Annotated in this window: 14 protein-coding genes and 1 pseudogene; 5 read left to right on the top strand and 10 right to left on the bottom strand. The window is 56.2% G+C overall.

Going from position 1 to position 15,272, the window contains the following annotated elements:
* Positions 1–99 precede the first annotated feature (99 nt).
* The 5 genes from AU509_RS06300 to AU509_RS06290 form a co-directional block, all read right to left on the bottom strand.
* A complete protein-coding gene (locus tag AU509_RS06300) occupies positions 100–1,104 on the bottom strand; it encodes a cytochrome P450 (protein ID WP_217809655.1) in 1,005 nt (334 codons plus the stop codon).
* Between the two features lie 23 nt (positions 1,105–1,127).
* Positions 1,128–1,400 (bottom strand): cytochrome P450, encoded by a 273-nt coding sequence (locus tag AU509_RS18275; RefSeq protein ID WP_217809654.1) that lies wholly within the window; start codon positions 1,398–1,400, stop codon positions 1,128–1,130.
* A gap of 82 nt (positions 1,401–1,482) precedes the next feature.
* Positions 1,483–2,550, bottom strand: coding sequence for a cytochrome P450 (locus AU509_RS06295; RefSeq protein ID WP_217809653.1), 1,068 nt, complete (start codon positions 2,548–2,550; stop codon positions 1,483–1,485).
* Positions 2,547–2,684, bottom strand: coding sequence for a hypothetical protein (locus AU509_RS18270; protein WP_205756420.1), 138 nt, complete (start codon positions 2,682–2,684; stop codon positions 2,547–2,549). The genes AU509_RS06295 and AU509_RS18270 overlap by 4 nt, the downstream gene beginning before the upstream one ends.
* On the bottom strand, positions 2,677–3,501 hold the full coding sequence (locus AU509_RS06290) for a cytochrome P450 (RefSeq protein WP_217809652.1): 825 nt from the start codon (positions 3,499–3,501) through the stop codon (positions 2,677–2,679). The genes AU509_RS18270 and AU509_RS06290 overlap by 8 nt, the downstream gene beginning before the upstream one ends.
* Before the next feature lie 20 nt (positions 3,502–3,521).
* On the opposite strand from AU509_RS06290, the gene AU509_RS18265 reads away from it, so the two are divergent.
* Positions 3,522–3,938 (top strand): hypothetical protein, encoded by a 417-nt coding sequence (locus AU509_RS18265; RefSeq protein WP_217809651.1) that lies wholly within the window; start codon positions 3,522–3,524, stop codon positions 3,936–3,938.
* A gap of 688 nt (positions 3,939–4,626) precedes the next feature.
* Here AU509_RS18265 and mnmE read toward each other — a convergent pair.
* From mnmE to rpmH, 5 genes are all read right to left on the bottom strand, one after another.
* A complete protein-coding gene (gene mnmE, locus AU509_RS06285; RefSeq protein WP_094117929.1) occupies positions 4,627–5,991 on the bottom strand; it encodes a tRNA uridine-5-carboxymethylaminomethyl(34) synthesis GTPase MnmE in 1,365 nt (454 codons plus the stop codon).
* Positions 5,992–6,073: 82 nt separating this feature from the next.
* Positions 6,074–7,708, bottom strand: coding sequence for a membrane protein insertase YidC (gene yidC, locus AU509_RS06280; protein ID WP_085650662.1), 1,635 nt, complete (start codon positions 7,706–7,708; stop codon positions 6,074–6,076).
* A gap of 2 nt (positions 7,709–7,710) precedes the next feature.
* A complete protein-coding gene (gene yidD, locus AU509_RS06275) occupies positions 7,711–7,968 on the bottom strand; it encodes a membrane protein insertion efficiency factor YidD (protein WP_071999803.1) in 258 nt (85 codons plus the stop codon).
* A complete protein-coding gene (gene rnpA / locus AU509_RS06270) occupies positions 7,932–8,291 on the bottom strand; it encodes a ribonuclease P protein component (protein ID WP_071999804.1) in 360 nt (119 codons plus the stop codon). Before rnpA ends, yidD begins: the two co-directional genes overlap by 37 nt.
* Before the next feature lie 18 nt (positions 8,292–8,309).
* Positions 8,310–8,450, bottom strand: a complete 141-nt coding sequence (gene rpmH, locus AU509_RS06265; RefSeq protein ID WP_085650663.1) for a 50S ribosomal protein L34 — start codon at positions 8,448–8,450, stop codon at positions 8,310–8,312.
* Between the two features lie 665 nt (positions 8,451–9,115).
* Between rpmH and dnaA the strand changes: the two genes are divergently transcribed.
* The 4 genes and pseudogenes from dnaA (at position 9,116) to gyrB (ending at position 15,272) form a co-directional block, all read left to right on the top strand.
* Positions 9,116–10,516, top strand: coding sequence for a chromosomal replication initiator protein DnaA (dnaA, locus tag AU509_RS06260; RefSeq protein ID WP_099045340.1), 1,401 nt, complete (start codon positions 9,116–9,118; stop codon positions 10,514–10,516).
* Positions 10,517–10,520: 4 nt separating this feature from the next.
* The gene (gene dnaN / locus AU509_RS06255; RefSeq protein ID WP_085650665.1) at positions 10,521–11,621 is read left to right on the top strand and encodes a DNA polymerase III subunit beta; all 1,101 of its coding nucleotides are present in this window, start codon (positions 10,521–10,523) and stop codon (positions 11,619–11,621) included.
* 133 nt (positions 11,622–11,754) lie between these two features.
* Positions 11,755–12,840 carry a DNA replication/repair protein RecF gene (recF, locus tag AU509_RS06250; protein WP_085650666.1) on the top strand — a complete coding sequence of 362 codons (1,086 nt, stop codon included), beginning with the start codon at positions 11,755–11,757 and terminating at the stop codon, positions 12,838–12,840.
* 18 nt (positions 12,841–12,858) lie between these two features.
* A pseudogene (gene gyrB / locus AU509_RS06245) lies at positions 12,859–15,272 on the top strand (DNA topoisomerase (ATP-hydrolyzing) subunit B).

Raw genomic sequence — 15,272 nt, 5'->3', positions numbered from 1 at the left:
GCAATGCCATCTTTATCGCGTTGCCAGAACATGCCGGGCAGGGTCAGTACGCACTGTCCCGTCGTGCCGCATAAGTCCGGGTTGACCTTCACTTTCATGTCATTCTCCTGGCGTATCCAAACGGACCGGCAGAGAGCGGAAGGTCCTGAGAAAGGCGGAAGGTTCCCGCTCCGGATCGCCGGCCAGCACAAGGTGTGGGAATCGTGCGTGGATGACGGGCAGGCATTCGGCCAACTGCACTCTCGCCAACTGGGCGCCGAGGCAGAAATGGATGCCGTGACCGAAGCTCAACAGGACGTGGCCGTCGGTGGACATGCCCGGCGCAGTGCCGTGGAAGCGTGACGGGTCGAAGCGGTCCGGGTCGGGGAATGCCGCTGGATCTCGGTTGCCGGACACGAGGAGCACGCGCACGTCAGCCCCTTCGGGGATGGTGACGTCGCCGAGGGGGATGTCGTACTGAGCGATGCGCGGAATGGAGCTGAACATGGCGGGGGCATCGTAGCGCAGCACTTCCTCGATAAAGGCTTTGACCGATGCCGCGTCGCCATCCAGCCAGCGCCGCTGTTCAGGAAACGCCAGCATGTCGAGAATGGCGTGATCGATCGTTGCGGCGGTGGTGGCGAATCCGCCCAGCAACATGCCCCACAGCATGCTGATGAGCTCCGCATCCGACAGTGTGTCGGCGTCATCATCGTGGGTGGACACCAGCGCCGATACCAGGTCTGACTGGGGCGCGCGCCGCTTTTGCTCTATCAGTCCTTCAAAATAGCGCTGCACCTCCAGACTGGCCGCGTCCGATGCCGCAAGCTGTTCGTCGCTGGCGTGCGGGTTAAGTCCCTCCAGAATGGTGCGAATGCTGGCGGCGAGCGCGAAAATATCCGCCTGCGTCATACCAAACAGTTCGGCGAAAGTCAGCATGGGCAGCACGACGGAGAAGGCTTCGTGCAGGTTGACGACATCGCCTTTTTCCAGCGAGGACGCGATATCGTCCAGTCGCGAATGAGTCACCCGCACGATGCCGGGTCGCAGGCTGTCGATCTGCCGCACCGTGAAGTCGCGGGAGACAAGTCGACGCAGGCGCGTGTGCGTGGGCGGCTCTTTCATGGCCAGCGTGGAGGCGAGCAGGTTCAGCGACCGGCTGGTCGCGCCCGAGGGAAAAGGCGGGCTAAATCCTCGGCGGACGGGCCCCGGAAGGCGTCTCCGGTGGCTTTCAGCGCCCAGTAAATATCGGCGTGGCGACTCAGCAGAAAAATACCGGAGACTGAGCGATGTACGGGATCGTGCTCACGCAGCCAGCGCATATAGTCATACGGATTCGCGTTATTGTCCGGCGCAGCCAGCGCAGCGAATGCATCCCGGTAGGCAGTAGCCGACGGGGTAGAATGTTCTTGCGTGTTCATCAGTGACCTCACGCCTGTTCTGCAGGCGACTGCGGGAAACAGGACAAATTAAGAACGGCCCTAAGGGAGCCTGTGTTGGGCGTTACAAGTACACGGGGAACGTCTCGAATCCGCCCGTGATGATCTCTTTGCGCAGCGTGAGCTGATTCGCAGGCACGGCCAGACGTAGCTGAGGGAAGCGCTGGAAAATATTGCCGAACACAATACGCAGCTCCAGCCGCGCCAACGCGACGCCGACGCAGTAGTGCGGTCCGTGGGAAAAGGCGAGGTGAGGTTTTTTGTCGCGCCCGATATCAAACACTTCCGGGTCTTTAAATTGCCGAGGGTCGAAGGAGGTCGCCGGCAGCCCGACCAGAACTTTGCTCTCCGCGGCGATGTGGACGCCCGCAATCGTCACGTCCGTGCGCGGATAGCGCATGATGCCGTCCCAGCCCGCGCCAGGAGGGTACATTCGCAGGATCTCCTCCACGGCCTGATCCACGATCGACGGATCGTCAATCAGCCGCTGACGTTGATCGGGGTGTTCAAACAGGGCCAGCAGACCGAATTCGATCTGCGCCACGGCGCTTTCATGCCCTGCCACCAGCATACCTGCCGCCAATCCCAGCGCTTCTTCTTCCGTCGCTTTTCCCTGATCGACCGCCGTCATGAGATCCGTCAGCAGATCGTCGTTGGGCGTTTCTCGTTTGGCATGCATGTTCCGGCGAATGTATTCGCGAAGGGCTTCCCATGCCACGCGGGAGTCGTCACGCGCGCCCGTTTCGTGCTGGTGAGTCATCGCTTCGTCGGAAAGTCCGGCGAAGTAGGTGTGGTCTTCGAATGGCACGCCCATCAAGGCGCAAATCACCATCGCAGGCAGGGAGAATGACAGGTGTTTACGCAGGTCTAACGGCTGCGGGCTGGATGCCATCTCGTCAAACAGGCGAAAGGCGATGACTTCAATCTGCTGGGTCAGCGTTTGTACGCGGCGAGGACTGAACGCTGGCCCGACAATGGCGCGCAGACGGCTGTGCTCAGCGCCTTCGTGAGAGACCAGCCAGCCAGGAGAGCCCAGAATCACGGAGTCCGGCGTAAATTCGGCGGGCGGCATGCCTGCAGGACGAAACCGCTCATCGTTTAGGATGGTCTTGGCTTCATTGTATCCGGTCACCCACCAGCCTCATGGCCGGAGGGGAAACGAACGCGGTGGATGGGTCCGCGTGAGCGCAGCGCCAGCATCTCCGGCGACGGCTCGATATGGTTGACGCGCCACATCGGCAATTGTACTGGGTGATTTTCAAGCATGGGTTCCCTCCATTTTCTGTGGTGTGTTCCTGAAAGAGACCGGTAAGGTCAACGGGCAACGAATGACGTAGGACGGCATATAGCTGATGTCCTCGTCGGCTGTCGCCAGCGCGAGATCGGTGAAATGCGTGAATAAGGCGGGAAGCGCGCTCATGAGCTCCAGCCGCGCCAGCGCGGCGCCAAGACAAAAATGAGGGCCTTGCCCGAAGGATAAATGACGGTTGTTCTTGCGGGTAATATCGAACTGGCTGGCATTCGGGCCGAACTCGTTCGGGTCGCGGTTCGCCGCGTGGAATGCCATCAGGACGGCGTCTCCCCGGCGGATGTGGCGGCCGCCGATATCCATATCTTCCATCGCGTAGCGGAACGGCAGATAGGCGACGCTGCTGCCCCAGCGCAAGATTTCCTCGATAGCCTGCTCCCAGGAGATAGCGCCGTTACGCAGCATCTGGAGCTGATCGGGATGAGTGAGTAATGCCTGCACGCCGTTGCCGATGACGCCGGAAGTGGTGATGAACCCCGCCGAAAGCACCATGAACAGCATGTCGAGCAGCTCAGTATCAGACGTTAGCTCACCGTTGTCGCGGGCAAGAATCAGCGCGGACGCCAGATCGTCGCTTAAATTAAGTCGTTTAGTTTTAACCAGTTGGTCGAAAAAACGGGGTATGCGCTCCCTCGTTGCACGAGCCTCTTCCGGCGTCGCCTCGGTGCTGGCTAGGCTGTTGGTCAAGCCGACGATTTCGGCTCGGAGCTGGTCCGGCAGGCCAAACAGTTCGGCGATAACCATGGTGGGAAGCGGGATGGCGAAATTGGCCATCAAATCGGCCGGAGAGCCTGTTGCTTCATGGCGGCAATGAGCTCGGCGACCCGCTGTTCAATGCTCGGACGCATCAGTGCGATGCGCTGCGGCGTGAACGCTTTCGACAGGACGCCCCGCAGCCGTTTGTGATCGGCGCCGTGGGCGGTGACCATGTTATCGAGGCGACACATCCCAATGAGGGGATGATTCTCCGGAATTTCTCCCTCCTGCAAGGCGCGCCAATGACGCCAATCACGGGTAAATCTCGGGTCGGCAACGATTTGCCGGAGAGTGTGATGATGCTGATCGCCCAAGTCTTGATGTTACCGGGGAGCGAGACGCCAGCGATGGGACCTTTGCAAAGCCGAGCAGAGGTCGAGTCCAGGTCTGCCGGGCTGGATGAAATAGCGGTGATGTCACTCTCGCAAAATGCACTTCCCTTTCGCATGCATTGACCTCCGTGTCGAAGAAATACCCAAGCAATATTGAACAAATCGTTTAATAAAGTTTAGGGTTATGGTCATGTGCTTCGTCGTGTCTTGCTGGCGAGAAAAATAAAAATGGTCAACTTATTGCTGGTTGATTTTTAAACTTTAAACCGCGTTTTTTTAACTTAGATCAAGAAAAAAGCACTGTAAAGCATTTTTAAGGGTGGGGGTATTAAGGATGTGGGTAGGTTTTTATTTTGAAAAATTGGTACTTTATTGGTTTATTTCACTGCGTTTCCATTGTTTGACACCGTTTTGTCAAAACAATATAACAGCCGACAATAATAAAAAGCATCAGAGTATTTCATTATGAAACTTTATGATGAATAAAGGTTTTATCTGTACTTTTTCTCGTTGTTCCAAGGCATCAACACGAAAATGACACGAAATAACATCAATAAAATTGATTAATTAAAATAAGGATTTTCTACGGTATGTAAAATCTCAAAAAGGGTTTTTTTGTTGAAAAAAGTGCGTCTTTTGGAAGCTGAATGCGCAAAAGGAGAAGTTTTGAGAATGGAGTCAGGGAGGGAGGCGGAAACGAGTTGGGAACGGAATGTGGCGCGAGAAGCGATGTGATCAAAGGAAAAAAATCCCGCATAACAACCGGCTATGCAGGATGTGTGGGTGTTGGTAAGCACTTACACTATAAGCCTTACTTGCCGATGCAGAAGCTGGAGAATATGCGTCCCAATAAGTCGTCGGAGGTAAATTCCCCTGTGATCTCGCTGAGCGCCTGCTGCGATAGCCGCAGTTCTTCCGCCAGCAACTCGCCTGCGTAAGCGCTCACCAGCTGTTCGCGGCCTTGTTCCAGGTGTTCAGCCGCACGTTCCAGCGCCTGTAGATGACGGCGGCGGGCCAGAAAGCCGCTTTCGGTATTGCTGGTAAAGCCCATACTCTCTTTCAAATGATTGCGTAGCAGGTCAACGCCTTCCCCGGTTCGCGCCGACAGTTTGATCAGCGAGTGGGTACTTACATCTTCAATACCTAGCGTCTCTCCGGTGATATCTGCTTTATTGCGCACTACGGTGATCGGCAACGTTTTTGGCAGGCGTGCCATAAACTCTGGCCAGATGGCGGCGGGTTCGCTGGCATCAGTGGTGGTGCCATCGACCATAAACAGCACCCGATCGGCCTGCTCGATTTCCTGCCAGGCGCGCTCTATACCGATCCGTTCCACCTCGTCGTTGGCATCGCGCAGACCGGCGGTATCAATGATATGCAGCGGCATGCCGTCGATATGAATATGTTCACGCAGCACGTCGCGCGTGGTGCCTGCGATATCGGTGACGATAGCCGCTTCACGGCCTGCCAGCGCATTCAACAGGCTGGATTTACCGGCATTAGGACGACCGGCAATGACCACCTTCATCCCCTCGCGCAGCAGGCTTCCTTGACGTGCCTCGGCCCTTACGCCGCTCAGATCGGCGATCACCGTGTTGAGCTGCGCTTCGATTTTGCCATCGGAAAGAAAATCGATTTCTTCATCAGGGAAATCGATAGCCGCTTCGACGTAGATACGAAGGTGCGTCAATGCTTCAACCAACTGGTGAATACGGCTGGAGAAAACCCCTTGCAGGGAATTCACGGCGGATCGCGCAGCCTGCTCGGAGCTGGCGTCAATCAGGTCGGCGATAGCCTCTGCCTGGGCTAAATCCAGCTTATCGTTCAGGAAGGCGCGCTCGGAGAACTCGCCGGGGCGGGCGATGCGTACGCCCGGCAGCGTCAGGATGCGTTTCAGTAACAGATCCAGAATCACTGGGCCGCCGTGGCCTTGTAATTCCAGCACGTCCTCGCCGGTGAATGAATTTGGATTGGGAAACCACAGGGCTATCCCCTGATCGAGCACGCTGCCGTCGGCATCCCTAAAAGGCAGGTAGTCTGCATAGCGCGGGCGCGGCAGCTTTCCCAATATGGCTTGCGCGACGGCCGATGCGACGGAACCGGAAATACGCAGGATACCTACGCCGCCGCGTCCCGGCGGAGTGGCTTGGGCGACGATGGTGTCGGTATGGCTCATGGTCATCTCTCTTAATTACATAAAAAAATAAGGCGGTCAGTGACCGCCTTACGTTAGAAATGAGGTTGGCTATCAGCCAGCGTTATTTCTTCTCACGGCTGTGTAAGCCACGCTTCTCCAGCCCGCGGTAGATCAGCTGCTGCTGAGCGATGGTCACCAGGTTGCTGACGATATAGTACAGCACCAGACCTGACGGGAACCACAGGAAGAACACCGTGAAGATAACCGGCATGTAGGTCATGATCTTCTGCTGCATCGGGTCAGTGACCGTCGTCGGCGACATCTTCTGGATGAAGAACATGGTCAGACCCATCAGGATCGGCAGCACGTAGTACGGGTCCTGAGCAGACAGGTCATGGATCCACAGCGCGAACGGCGCATGACGCAGTTCTACCGAGCCCATCAGCATGTAGTACAACGCCAGGAAGATCGGCATCTGAATCAGCAGCGGGAAGCAGCCGCCCAGTGGGTTGACCTTCTCCGCTTTGTACAGCGCCATCATTTCCTGACTCATGCGCTGTTTGTCATCACCGATGCGTTCACGCATCGCCTGCAGTTTCGGCTGCAGCATGCGCATTTTGGCCATCGAGGTGTACTGCGCTTTGGTCAGCGGGTACATGATGCCACGCACGATAAAGGTGATGGCGATAATGGAGAAGCCCCAGTTACCGATGAAGCCGTGCAGGAATTTCAGTAGTTTGAACAGCGGCTGAGAGATAAACCACAGCCAGCCGTAGTCAACGGTCAAGTCCAGGTGAGGCGCGACGGCGGCCATTTTGTCCTGAATTTCCGGTCCGACCCACAGCGTAGCCTGCAGCTGTTGCTGGCTGCCAGGCTGAACGACAACCGGCGCGGCTTTAAAGCCGATGGCCGCCTGACCGTTGCCCAGATTGGCGCTGTAGAACGTGTTGTTGCTGTTGGCCTGCGGCACCCACGCGGTGGCGAAATACTGCTGCATCATGGCGACCCAGCCGCCCTGCGTCGCGATGTTCAGCGGCTCTTTCATGTCGCTGAAGCTGTATTTTTTGTATTTCTCGTCGCTGGAAGAGAACGCCGCGCCGCGATAGGTGTGCAGCGCGAAGTTGCTGCTTCCGGTATCGCGGTGTGAAGGCAGATCGATGGACTGCTTCAACTGGCCGAACAGCGTCAGCTCTAGCGGTTGAGCGCTGGCGTTATTGACGCCGTATTCAACGCCCAGGGCATAGTCGCCGCGCTTCAGCACGAACGTTTTGGTGAAGGTCGCACCGTTGGCGTCGGTATAGGTCAGCGGAATGCGGATTTCACTCTGACCGTCGGTCAGTTCGAAGTGATCCTGAGTGGCTTGATACAGAGGACGCGCACCGTTCGCCGGGTTGTCCGGACCGTTTTTACCGGTCAGACCGCTCTGCGCCTGATAGACGAAGGCCGGTGTCGTTTCCAGCAGCAGGAAAGGCTCGGTGGAGCCCAGCGTTGCCGGATAAGACAGCAGGTTGGCCTGCTCGATATCGCCGCCGCGAGTGTTGATCGTCAGGGACAGTACGTCGGTCTTCACCGTAATCAGTTTACCCTGACCACTGGCGGGGACGCCCTGGTTGGCGGCATCGCCGACTGCATTATTCGTAGACTGTTGCGTGGTCTGTGTCGTGGCTGGCGGATTGTTGTCCGTTTCCCAGGCCTGCCAGATCATGAACGTTACGAATAGCAGAGCGATGAGAAGAAGATTGCGTTGCGAATCCATCGTTAATGTTCTCTGTTATTGTCGGTTTTTGGCGGTACGGGGTCATCACCACCAGGGTTCAAAGGGTGGCATTTTAATACGCGTTTCAGCGCCAACCAACAGCCTTTTATCATGCCGAACCTGCGTATTGCCTCAATGCCATATTGGGAACACGTCGGGTGGAAACGACAGTGCGGTCCCAGCAGTGGACTGATAAAGCGCTGATATCCGCGTATCAACCCGATCAGCAGGCGGGAGCCAATCGACAGTGCCGACGCCATAATTTTTCCAACGCTTCCGTCAGCGCACGGTTATCCAGATCGGCCACGCCTTTTTTCGCGATGATGATAAAGTCCATGGCAGGCAACTGGTGCTGATGCAGGCGGAAACTTTCGCGCGTCAGACGTTTGATGCGGTTGCGTTCATGAGCCCGTTTAACATGCTTTTTGGCGACGGTAAGACCGATGCGGGGATGCCCCAGCGTATTCAGGCGGCCGAGAATGGTGATTTGCGGCGTGCCAGCCCGTTGAGGTTGCTGGAAGACGAAAGAGAAATGGCTGGGAGTTAACAAACGTAACTCCCTGGGAAAAGCGAGCTTAACCACTCGGTGGGTTAGCTTTTATTACTTAGAAACGGACAGACGAGCACGGCCTTTCGCACGACGGCGGGCCAGAACCAGACGACCATTTTTGGTGGCCATACGAGCACGGAAACCGTGGCTACGGTTACGCTTCAGTACGGACGGTTGGAAAGTGCGTTTCATGGCGATTTCTACCTAAACTTGATTAAAACTTCATAGTTAACGCGTTTGGCTACTCGGCGTGAAGAAAATGACCGACGCCTCAATCGCATATACATATATATAAAAAGAGGCGGGATTGTAATAATTGTACAGTCCCGAGTCAATTAACATCCGCGCTTCACCCACCCGATATTTCCCGCTTGAGGAAACATCACCTGTCTAACCGAGCACAGCGTGCAGGCGCCACGCGCAGGGCGGGAATTATACGTACTCCATGATAAAGCGCAAGGATCGAGCACAGATCCTGGTAAGAAGATCATGATCTCCCTCACCGCCAATGGCGAAAAATCCGTCTATCCTTATAGACGCCTTGGGGCAGCCAGCCGGGTGTGGGTAACCTCATCACGACCTTCGTTCTTCTGCGTCCAGGCCGGTAGGGGGAATAAGAATAGCCTGTGGATAAAAAGGATCAAAACTGTGCAGAAGGGGAAGATCTCTGCGGTCGTTTAGGTTATGATCCGCCGTCCCGCTAGCGATCCTCCGTCGGGATCGTCACGGTAAGCCGCATCAATGCGCGGCGCACGCTGGCTCTTCATATCCGGGGAGCGGGTGCCAAAAATCATGAGTTACATAACTAACGATTCTGTTTCTTTTCTTTGTTTTATCTTGTTCGAGTGGAGTCCGCCGTGTCACTTTCGCTTTGGCAGCAGTGTCTTGCCCGTTTGCAGGATGAATTACCTGCCACAGAATTCAGTATGTGGATACGCCCATTGCAGGCGGAACTGAGTGACAACACTCTGGCGCTTTACGCCCCTAATCGCTTTGTGCTGGATTGGGTGCGTGACAAATACCTTAATAATATCAATGGACTGCTGAATGATTTCTGCGGTCTGGACGCTCCTCTGCTGCGTTTTGAAGTGGGCAGCAAACCGGCTATGGCAACGATCGCTCCGGCGGGCAACGCTGCCACTACCGTGATCCCGGCGGCTGCGCCGCAGGCTCGTCCAGTTTCTTCTCCTGTTCGTCCGAGCTGGGATGCGCCGTCTCTGCATGCCGAGCACACCTATCGCTCCAACGTGAATCCCAAACATACTTTCGATAATTTCGTCGAAGGTAAATCCAACCAACTGGCGCGCGCCGCTGCGCGGCAGGTGGCGGATAATCCGGGTGGCGCCTACAACCCATTGTTTCTGTATGGCGGCACCGGTCTGGGTAAAACGCACTTATTACATGCGGTAGGAAACGGCATTATGGCCCGCAAGGCCAACGCCAAAGTGGTGTACATGCACTCGGAGCGTTTTGTGCAGGATATGGTGAAAGCCCTGCAGAACAATGCCATTGAAGAGTTCAAACGGTACTACCGCTCCGTCGATGCGCTGCTGATCGATGATATTCAGTTTTTTGCCAACAAAGAGCGTTCTCAGGAAGAGTTTTTCCATACGTTCAACGCGTTGCTGGAAGGCAATCAGCAGATTATTTTGACCTCGGACCGCTATCCGAAAGAGATCAACGGCGTGGAAGATCGCCTGAAGTCCCGTTTTGGCTGGGGTCTGACGGTTGCGATCGAACCGCCCGAGCTGGAAACCCGCGTGGCGATTCTGATGAAAAAAGCAGACGAGAACGATATCCGTCTGCCCGGCGAAGTGGCCTTCTTTATTGCCAAGCGCCTGCGTTCCAACGTGCGTGAGCTGGAAGGGGCGCTGAACCGCGTCATCGCCAACGCCAACTTCACCGGACGCTCCATCACGATTGATTTTGTGCGTGAAGCGCTGCGCGACCTGCTGGCGTTGCAGGAAAAACTGGTCACCATCGACAACATTCAGAAGACCGTAGCGGAATATTATAAAATCAAAGTCGCCGATCTGTTGTCCAAACGTCGTTCGCGATCGGTGGCTCGCCCACGTCAGATGGCGATGGCGCTGGCGAAAGAATTGACGAATCACAGCCTGCCGGAAATCGGTGATGCTTTTGGCGGTCGAGACCACACCACCGTGCTGCACGCCTGTCGCAAGATTGAGCAGCTGCGCGAGGAAAGTCACGACATTAAAGAAGATTTTTCCAATTTAATCAGAACATTATCTTCCTAATATCATGAAATTTATTATTGAACGCGAGCATCTGTTAAAACCCCTACAGCAGGTTAGCAGTCCCTTGGGAGGCCGGCCGACGTTGCCGATCCTGGGCAACCTATTATTGCAGGTCAGTGAAGGTCGGCTATCGCTGACCGGTACCGATCTGGAAATGGAAATGGTGGCGCACGTGGCGCTGACCCAGCCCCACGAGGCGGGCGCGACCACCGTTCCGGCGCGCAAGCTGTTCGACATCTGTCGCGGTTTGCCGGACGGCGCGGAAATTACCATCATGCTGGACGGCGATCGTATGCTGGTGCGCTCCGGGCGCAGCCGCTTTTCGCTGTCTACGCTGCCGGCGGAAGATTTTCCCAACCTGGATGACTGGCAGAGCGAGGTGGAGTTTTCTCTGCCGCAGGCCACATTAAAGCGCCTGATTGAAGCGACCCAGTTCTCCATGGCGCATCAGGACGTACGCTATTACCTCAACGGCATGCTGTTTGAGACCGAAGGGGAAGAGCTGCGCACCGTATCGACCGACGGCCACCGTCTGGCGGTCTGTTCGATGCCGGTTGGTCAGGAACTGCCGTCCCATTCGGTGATCGTCCCGCGTAAAGGCGTGATGGAGCTGGTGCGATTGCTGGACGGCGGCGATACGCCGCTGCAACTGCAGATCGGCAGCAACAACATCCGCGCGCATGTAGGCGATTTCATCTTCACCTCCAAGCTGGTAGACGGCCGTTTCCCGGATTATCGGCGCGTATTGCCGAAGAATCCTGACAAAACGCTCGAAGCCAGCTGCGACCTGCTCAAGCAGGCGTTCTCCCGCGCGGCGATCCTCTCCAACGAGAAATTCCGCGGCGTTCGTCTGTATCTGAACAAAGATCAGCTGAAAATCACGGCGAACAACCCGGAGCAGGAAGAAGCCGAGGAAATTCTGGACGTCGAGTACGGCGGTACGGAAATGGAGATTGGTTTCAACGTCAGCTACGTTCTGGATGTGCTGAATGCACTGAAGTGCGAAGACGTGCGGATGTTGCTGATCGACTCCGTATCCAGCGTACAGATCGAAGATAGCGCCAGCCCAGCCGCCGCGTATGTCGTCATGCCGATGCGTTTGTAGTTGCGCGAAAGGTGGGAAAACGGCCTGGCGCCGTTTTTAGATATGCCAGTATGTCGGGCGTCCTTGGTTTGCGAAACGCAAACGGAGGTGTTCGACATCCGGCTGAAAGGCAGCGACGCTGAATGGTTGTAAAATGGCACTGACCCGTCTTCTCATCCGCGATTTTCGCAATATTGAATCTGCCGATCTGGCGTTGATTCCCGGTTTTAATTTTCTGGTCGGCGCCAACGGCAGCGGCAAAACCAGCGTGCTTGAAGCGATCTATACGCTGGGCCACGGCCGCGCGTTCCGCAGTATTCAGGCGGGGCGAGTGATTCGTCACGAACAGCCTGAATTTGTGCTGCATGGCAGAATTGATGGGCGTGAGCGGGAACGCTCCGTCGGACTGAGCAAGAACCGTCAGGGCGATAGCAAGGTTCGTATTGATGGCAGCGATGGCCATCGAGTCGCTGAACTGGCGCAACTGTTGCCTATTCAGCTGATTACCCCGGAAGGATTTACCCTTCTCAACGGCGGCCCGAAGTTTCGTCGGGCCTTTCTGGACTGGGGCTGCTTTCATCACGAGCCCGGTTTTTTCCACGCCTGGAACAATCTGAAACGTCTGTTGCGTCAGCGCAATGCAGCGCTGCGCCAAACCAGTCACTATGGGCAGATGCGGGCGTGGGATCAGGAATTAGTACCGCTGGCGGAGCAGATAAGCCAATGGCGAGCGGCCTACAGCGCCGCCATTGTGGACGATATCGGAGCCACCTGCGGCCAGTTTTTACCGGAGTTTTCCCTGAGCTTTTCCTTCCAGCGCGGCTGGGATCGGGAAAGTGATTACGCAGAGCTGCTGGAGCGCCATTTCGAGCGTGACAGAATGCTGGGCTATACCGCCTTAGGCCCGCACAAGGCGGATTTTCGCATTCGTGCCGGCGGCGTCGCGGTAGAGGATATGTTGTCGCGCGGTCAGTTAAAGCTGTTGATGTGCGCTCTACGATTGGCGCAGGGTGAGTTTCTCACCCGCAACAGCGGACTCAAGTGCGTCTACCTCATCGACGACTTCGCCTCGGAGCTGGATAGCACCCGACGACGCCTACTGGCGGAACGGCTGAAAGCCACGCAGGCACAGGTCTTCGTCAGCGCGATCAGCGCTGAACAGATAGGCGATATGGTCGGCGAAAATGGCAAGATGTTCAGCGTAGAACAGGGTAAAATAACCGTTCAATCACAGGACTAAAATGAGCGAGAAACGTTGATGTCGAATTCTTATGACTCCTCAAGTATCAAGGTATTAAAAGGGCTGGATGCAGTTCGTAAGCGCCCGGGTATGTATATCGGCGATACGGATGACGGAACCGGTCTGCATCATATGGTATTCGAGGTGGTGGACAACGCTATCGACGAAGCGCTCGCTGGCTACTGTAAAGACATTATCGTCACCATCCATAGCGACAACTCCGTGTCGGTAAAGGATGATGGCCGTGGGATCCCAACCGGTCTTCACGAAGAAGAAGGCGTGTCAGCCGCTGAAGTCATCATGACGGTGCTGCATGCTGGCGGTAAATTTGATGATAACTCCTACAAAGTCTCCGGCGGTTTGCACGGCGTCGGGGTTTCCGTGGTCAACGCCCTGTCGGAAAAACTGGAACTGACCATTCGCCGCGAAGGCAAAATTCACAAACAGACCTACAATCACGGTGTGCCGTTTGCGCCGCTGAACGTGGTGGGTGAAGCTGAACAGACTGGGACCATGGTCCGTTTCTGGCCGAGCACCGAAACCTTCACCAACGTGCTGGAATTCGAATATGACATTCTGGCCAAGCGTCTGCGCGAGCTGTCGTTCCTGAACTCCGGCGTTTCCATCCGTCTGCGCGACGAACGTGAAAAAGACAAGTCTGATCACTTCCACTACGATGGCGGCATCAAAGCGTTTGTCGATTACCTAAACCGCAATAAAACGCCGATCCACCCGAACGTGTTCTACTTCTCCACGATGAAAGACGATATCGGGGTGGAAGTTGCGCTGCAGTGGAACGACGGTTTCCAGGAAAACATCTATTGCTTCACCAACAACATTCCGCAGCGTGACGGCGGTACGCATCTGGCTGGCTTCCGCGCCGCCATGACTCGTACGCTGAACACCTACATGGATAAAGAAGGCTACAGCAAGAAAGCCAAAATCAGCGCGACCGGCGATGACGCCCGTGAAGGCTGATTGCTGTGGTATCGGTGAAAGTGCCCGATCCGAAATTCTCTTCTCAGACCAAAGACAAGCTGGTGTCGTCCGAAGTGAAGACCGCGGTCGAATCGTTGATGAACGAAAAACTGGTGGATTATCTGATGGAGAATCCGTCAGACGCCAAAATCGTGGTTGGCAAAATCATCGACGCCGCGCGCGCTCGCGAGGCCGCTCGTCGCGCCCGCGATATGACGCGACGCAAAGGCGCACTCGACCTGGCCGGTCTGCCGGGCAAGCTGGCGGATTGTCAGGAACGCGATCCGGCGCTGTCCGAACTGTACCTGGTGGAAGGGGACTCCGCGGGCGGCTCTGCGAAGCAGGGGCGTAACCGCAGGAACCAGGCGATTCTGCCGCTGAAGGGGAAAATCCTGAACGTGGAGAAGGCGCGTTTCGACAAAATGCTGTCGTCGCAGGAAGTCGCCACGCTGATTACGGCACTGGGTTGCGGCATTGGCCGCGATGAATACAACCCGGATAAGCTGCGCTACCACAGCATCATCATCATGACCGATGCCGACGTCGACGGTTCGCACATCCGTACGCTGCTGTTGACGTTCTTCTATCGTCAGATGCCGGAAATCATCGAGCGCGGGCATGTGTATATCGCTCAGCCGCCGCTGTACAAGGTGAAGAAAGGGAAGCAGGAGCAGTACATCAAGGATGACGAAGCGATGGATCAGTACCAGATCGCTTTGGCATTGGATGGCGCGACGCTGCACACCAACGCGCATGCGCCGGCAATGGCAGGCGAACCGCTGGAAAGACTGGTCGCCGAGCATTACGCCGTGCAGAAAATGATTGGCCGTATGGAGCGTCGCTACCCGCGTCCGCTGCTGAACGCGCTGATCTATCAGCCGTCTCTGACCGAAGCCACGCTGTCTGACCGCGAGCAGGTACAGGGCTGGATGGAAACGCTGGTGACGCTGCTGACCGAGCAGGAAAAACACGGCAGCACCTACAGCTTCGTGATCCACGATACGGAAGAAGGCCGCCACGAGCCGCAGCTGCGTGTGCGCACCCACGGTGTCGATACTGACTATCCGCTGGACACCGCCTTTGTAACGGGTAATGAATACCGCAAAATCAATCAGCTGGGCGAAAAACTGCGCGGCCTGATTGAGGAAGACGCTTTTGTTGAACGCGGCGAGCGCAAGCTGCCTATCGTCAGCTTCGAGCAGGCGCTCGAGTGGCTGGTGAAAGAGTCCCGCCGCGGTCTGGCGGTTCAGCGTTATAAAGGTCTGGGTGAAATGAACCCGGAACAGCTTTGGGAAACCACGATGGATCCGGAAGGTCGCCGCATGTTGCGCGTTACCGTGAAGGATGCGATCACGGCCGATGAGTTGTTCACCACCCTGATGGGAGATGCTGTTGAACCTCGTCGCGCCTTTATCGAAGAAAACGCCCTGAAAGCGGCGAACATCGATATCTGA

This window comes from Lonsdalea britannica, assembly GCF_002111595.1.
Taxonomy (GTDB): domain Bacteria; phylum Pseudomonadota; class Gammaproteobacteria; order Enterobacterales; family Enterobacteriaceae; genus Lonsdalea; species Lonsdalea britannica.
Note: the sequence above shows the minus strand (reverse complement) of the source record. Positions and strands in the feature narration are given on the sequence as shown.

What these genes read in the sequence shown, in the direction of transcription:
- AU509_RS06300 (WP_217809655.1), bottom strand. Translation starts at nt 1,104, where the DNA reads ATGAAAGAGCCGCCCACGCACACGCGCCTGCGTCGACTTGTCTCCCGC.
- AU509_RS18275 (WP_217809654.1), bottom strand. Translation starts at nt 1,400, where the DNA reads ATGAACACGCAAGAACATTCTACCCCGTCGGCTACTGCCTACCGGGAT.
- AU509_RS18270 (WP_205756420.1), bottom strand. Translation starts at nt 2,684, where the DNA reads ATGCTTGAAAATCACCCAGTACAATTGCCGATGTGGCGCGTCAACCAT.
- AU509_RS06290 (WP_217809652.1), bottom strand. Translation starts at nt 3,501, where the DNA reads ATGGCCAATTTCGCCATCCCGCTTCCCACCATGGTTATCGCCGAACTG.
- mnmE (WP_094117929.1), bottom strand. Translation starts at nt 5,991, where the DNA reads ATGAGCCATACCGACACCATCGTCGCCCAAGCCACTCCGCCGGGACGC.
- yidC (WP_085650662.1), bottom strand. Translation starts at nt 7,708, where the DNA reads ATGGATTCGCAACGCAATCTTCTTCTCATCGCTCTGCTATTCGTAACG.
- yidD (WP_071999803.1), bottom strand. Translation starts at nt 7,968, where the DNA reads ATGGCGTCGGCACTGTCGATTGGCTCCCGCCTGCTGATCGGGTTGATA.
- rpmH (WP_085650663.1), bottom strand. Translation starts at nt 8,450, where the DNA reads ATGAAACGCACTTTCCAACCGTCCGTACTGAAGCGTAACCGTAGCCAC.
- dnaN (WP_085650665.1), top strand. Translation starts at nt 10,521, where the DNA reads ATGAAATTTATTATTGAACGCGAGCATCTGTTAAAACCCCTACAGCAG.
- recF (WP_085650666.1), top strand. Translation starts at nt 11,755, where the DNA reads ATGGCACTGACCCGTCTTCTCATCCGCGATTTTCGCAATATTGAATCT.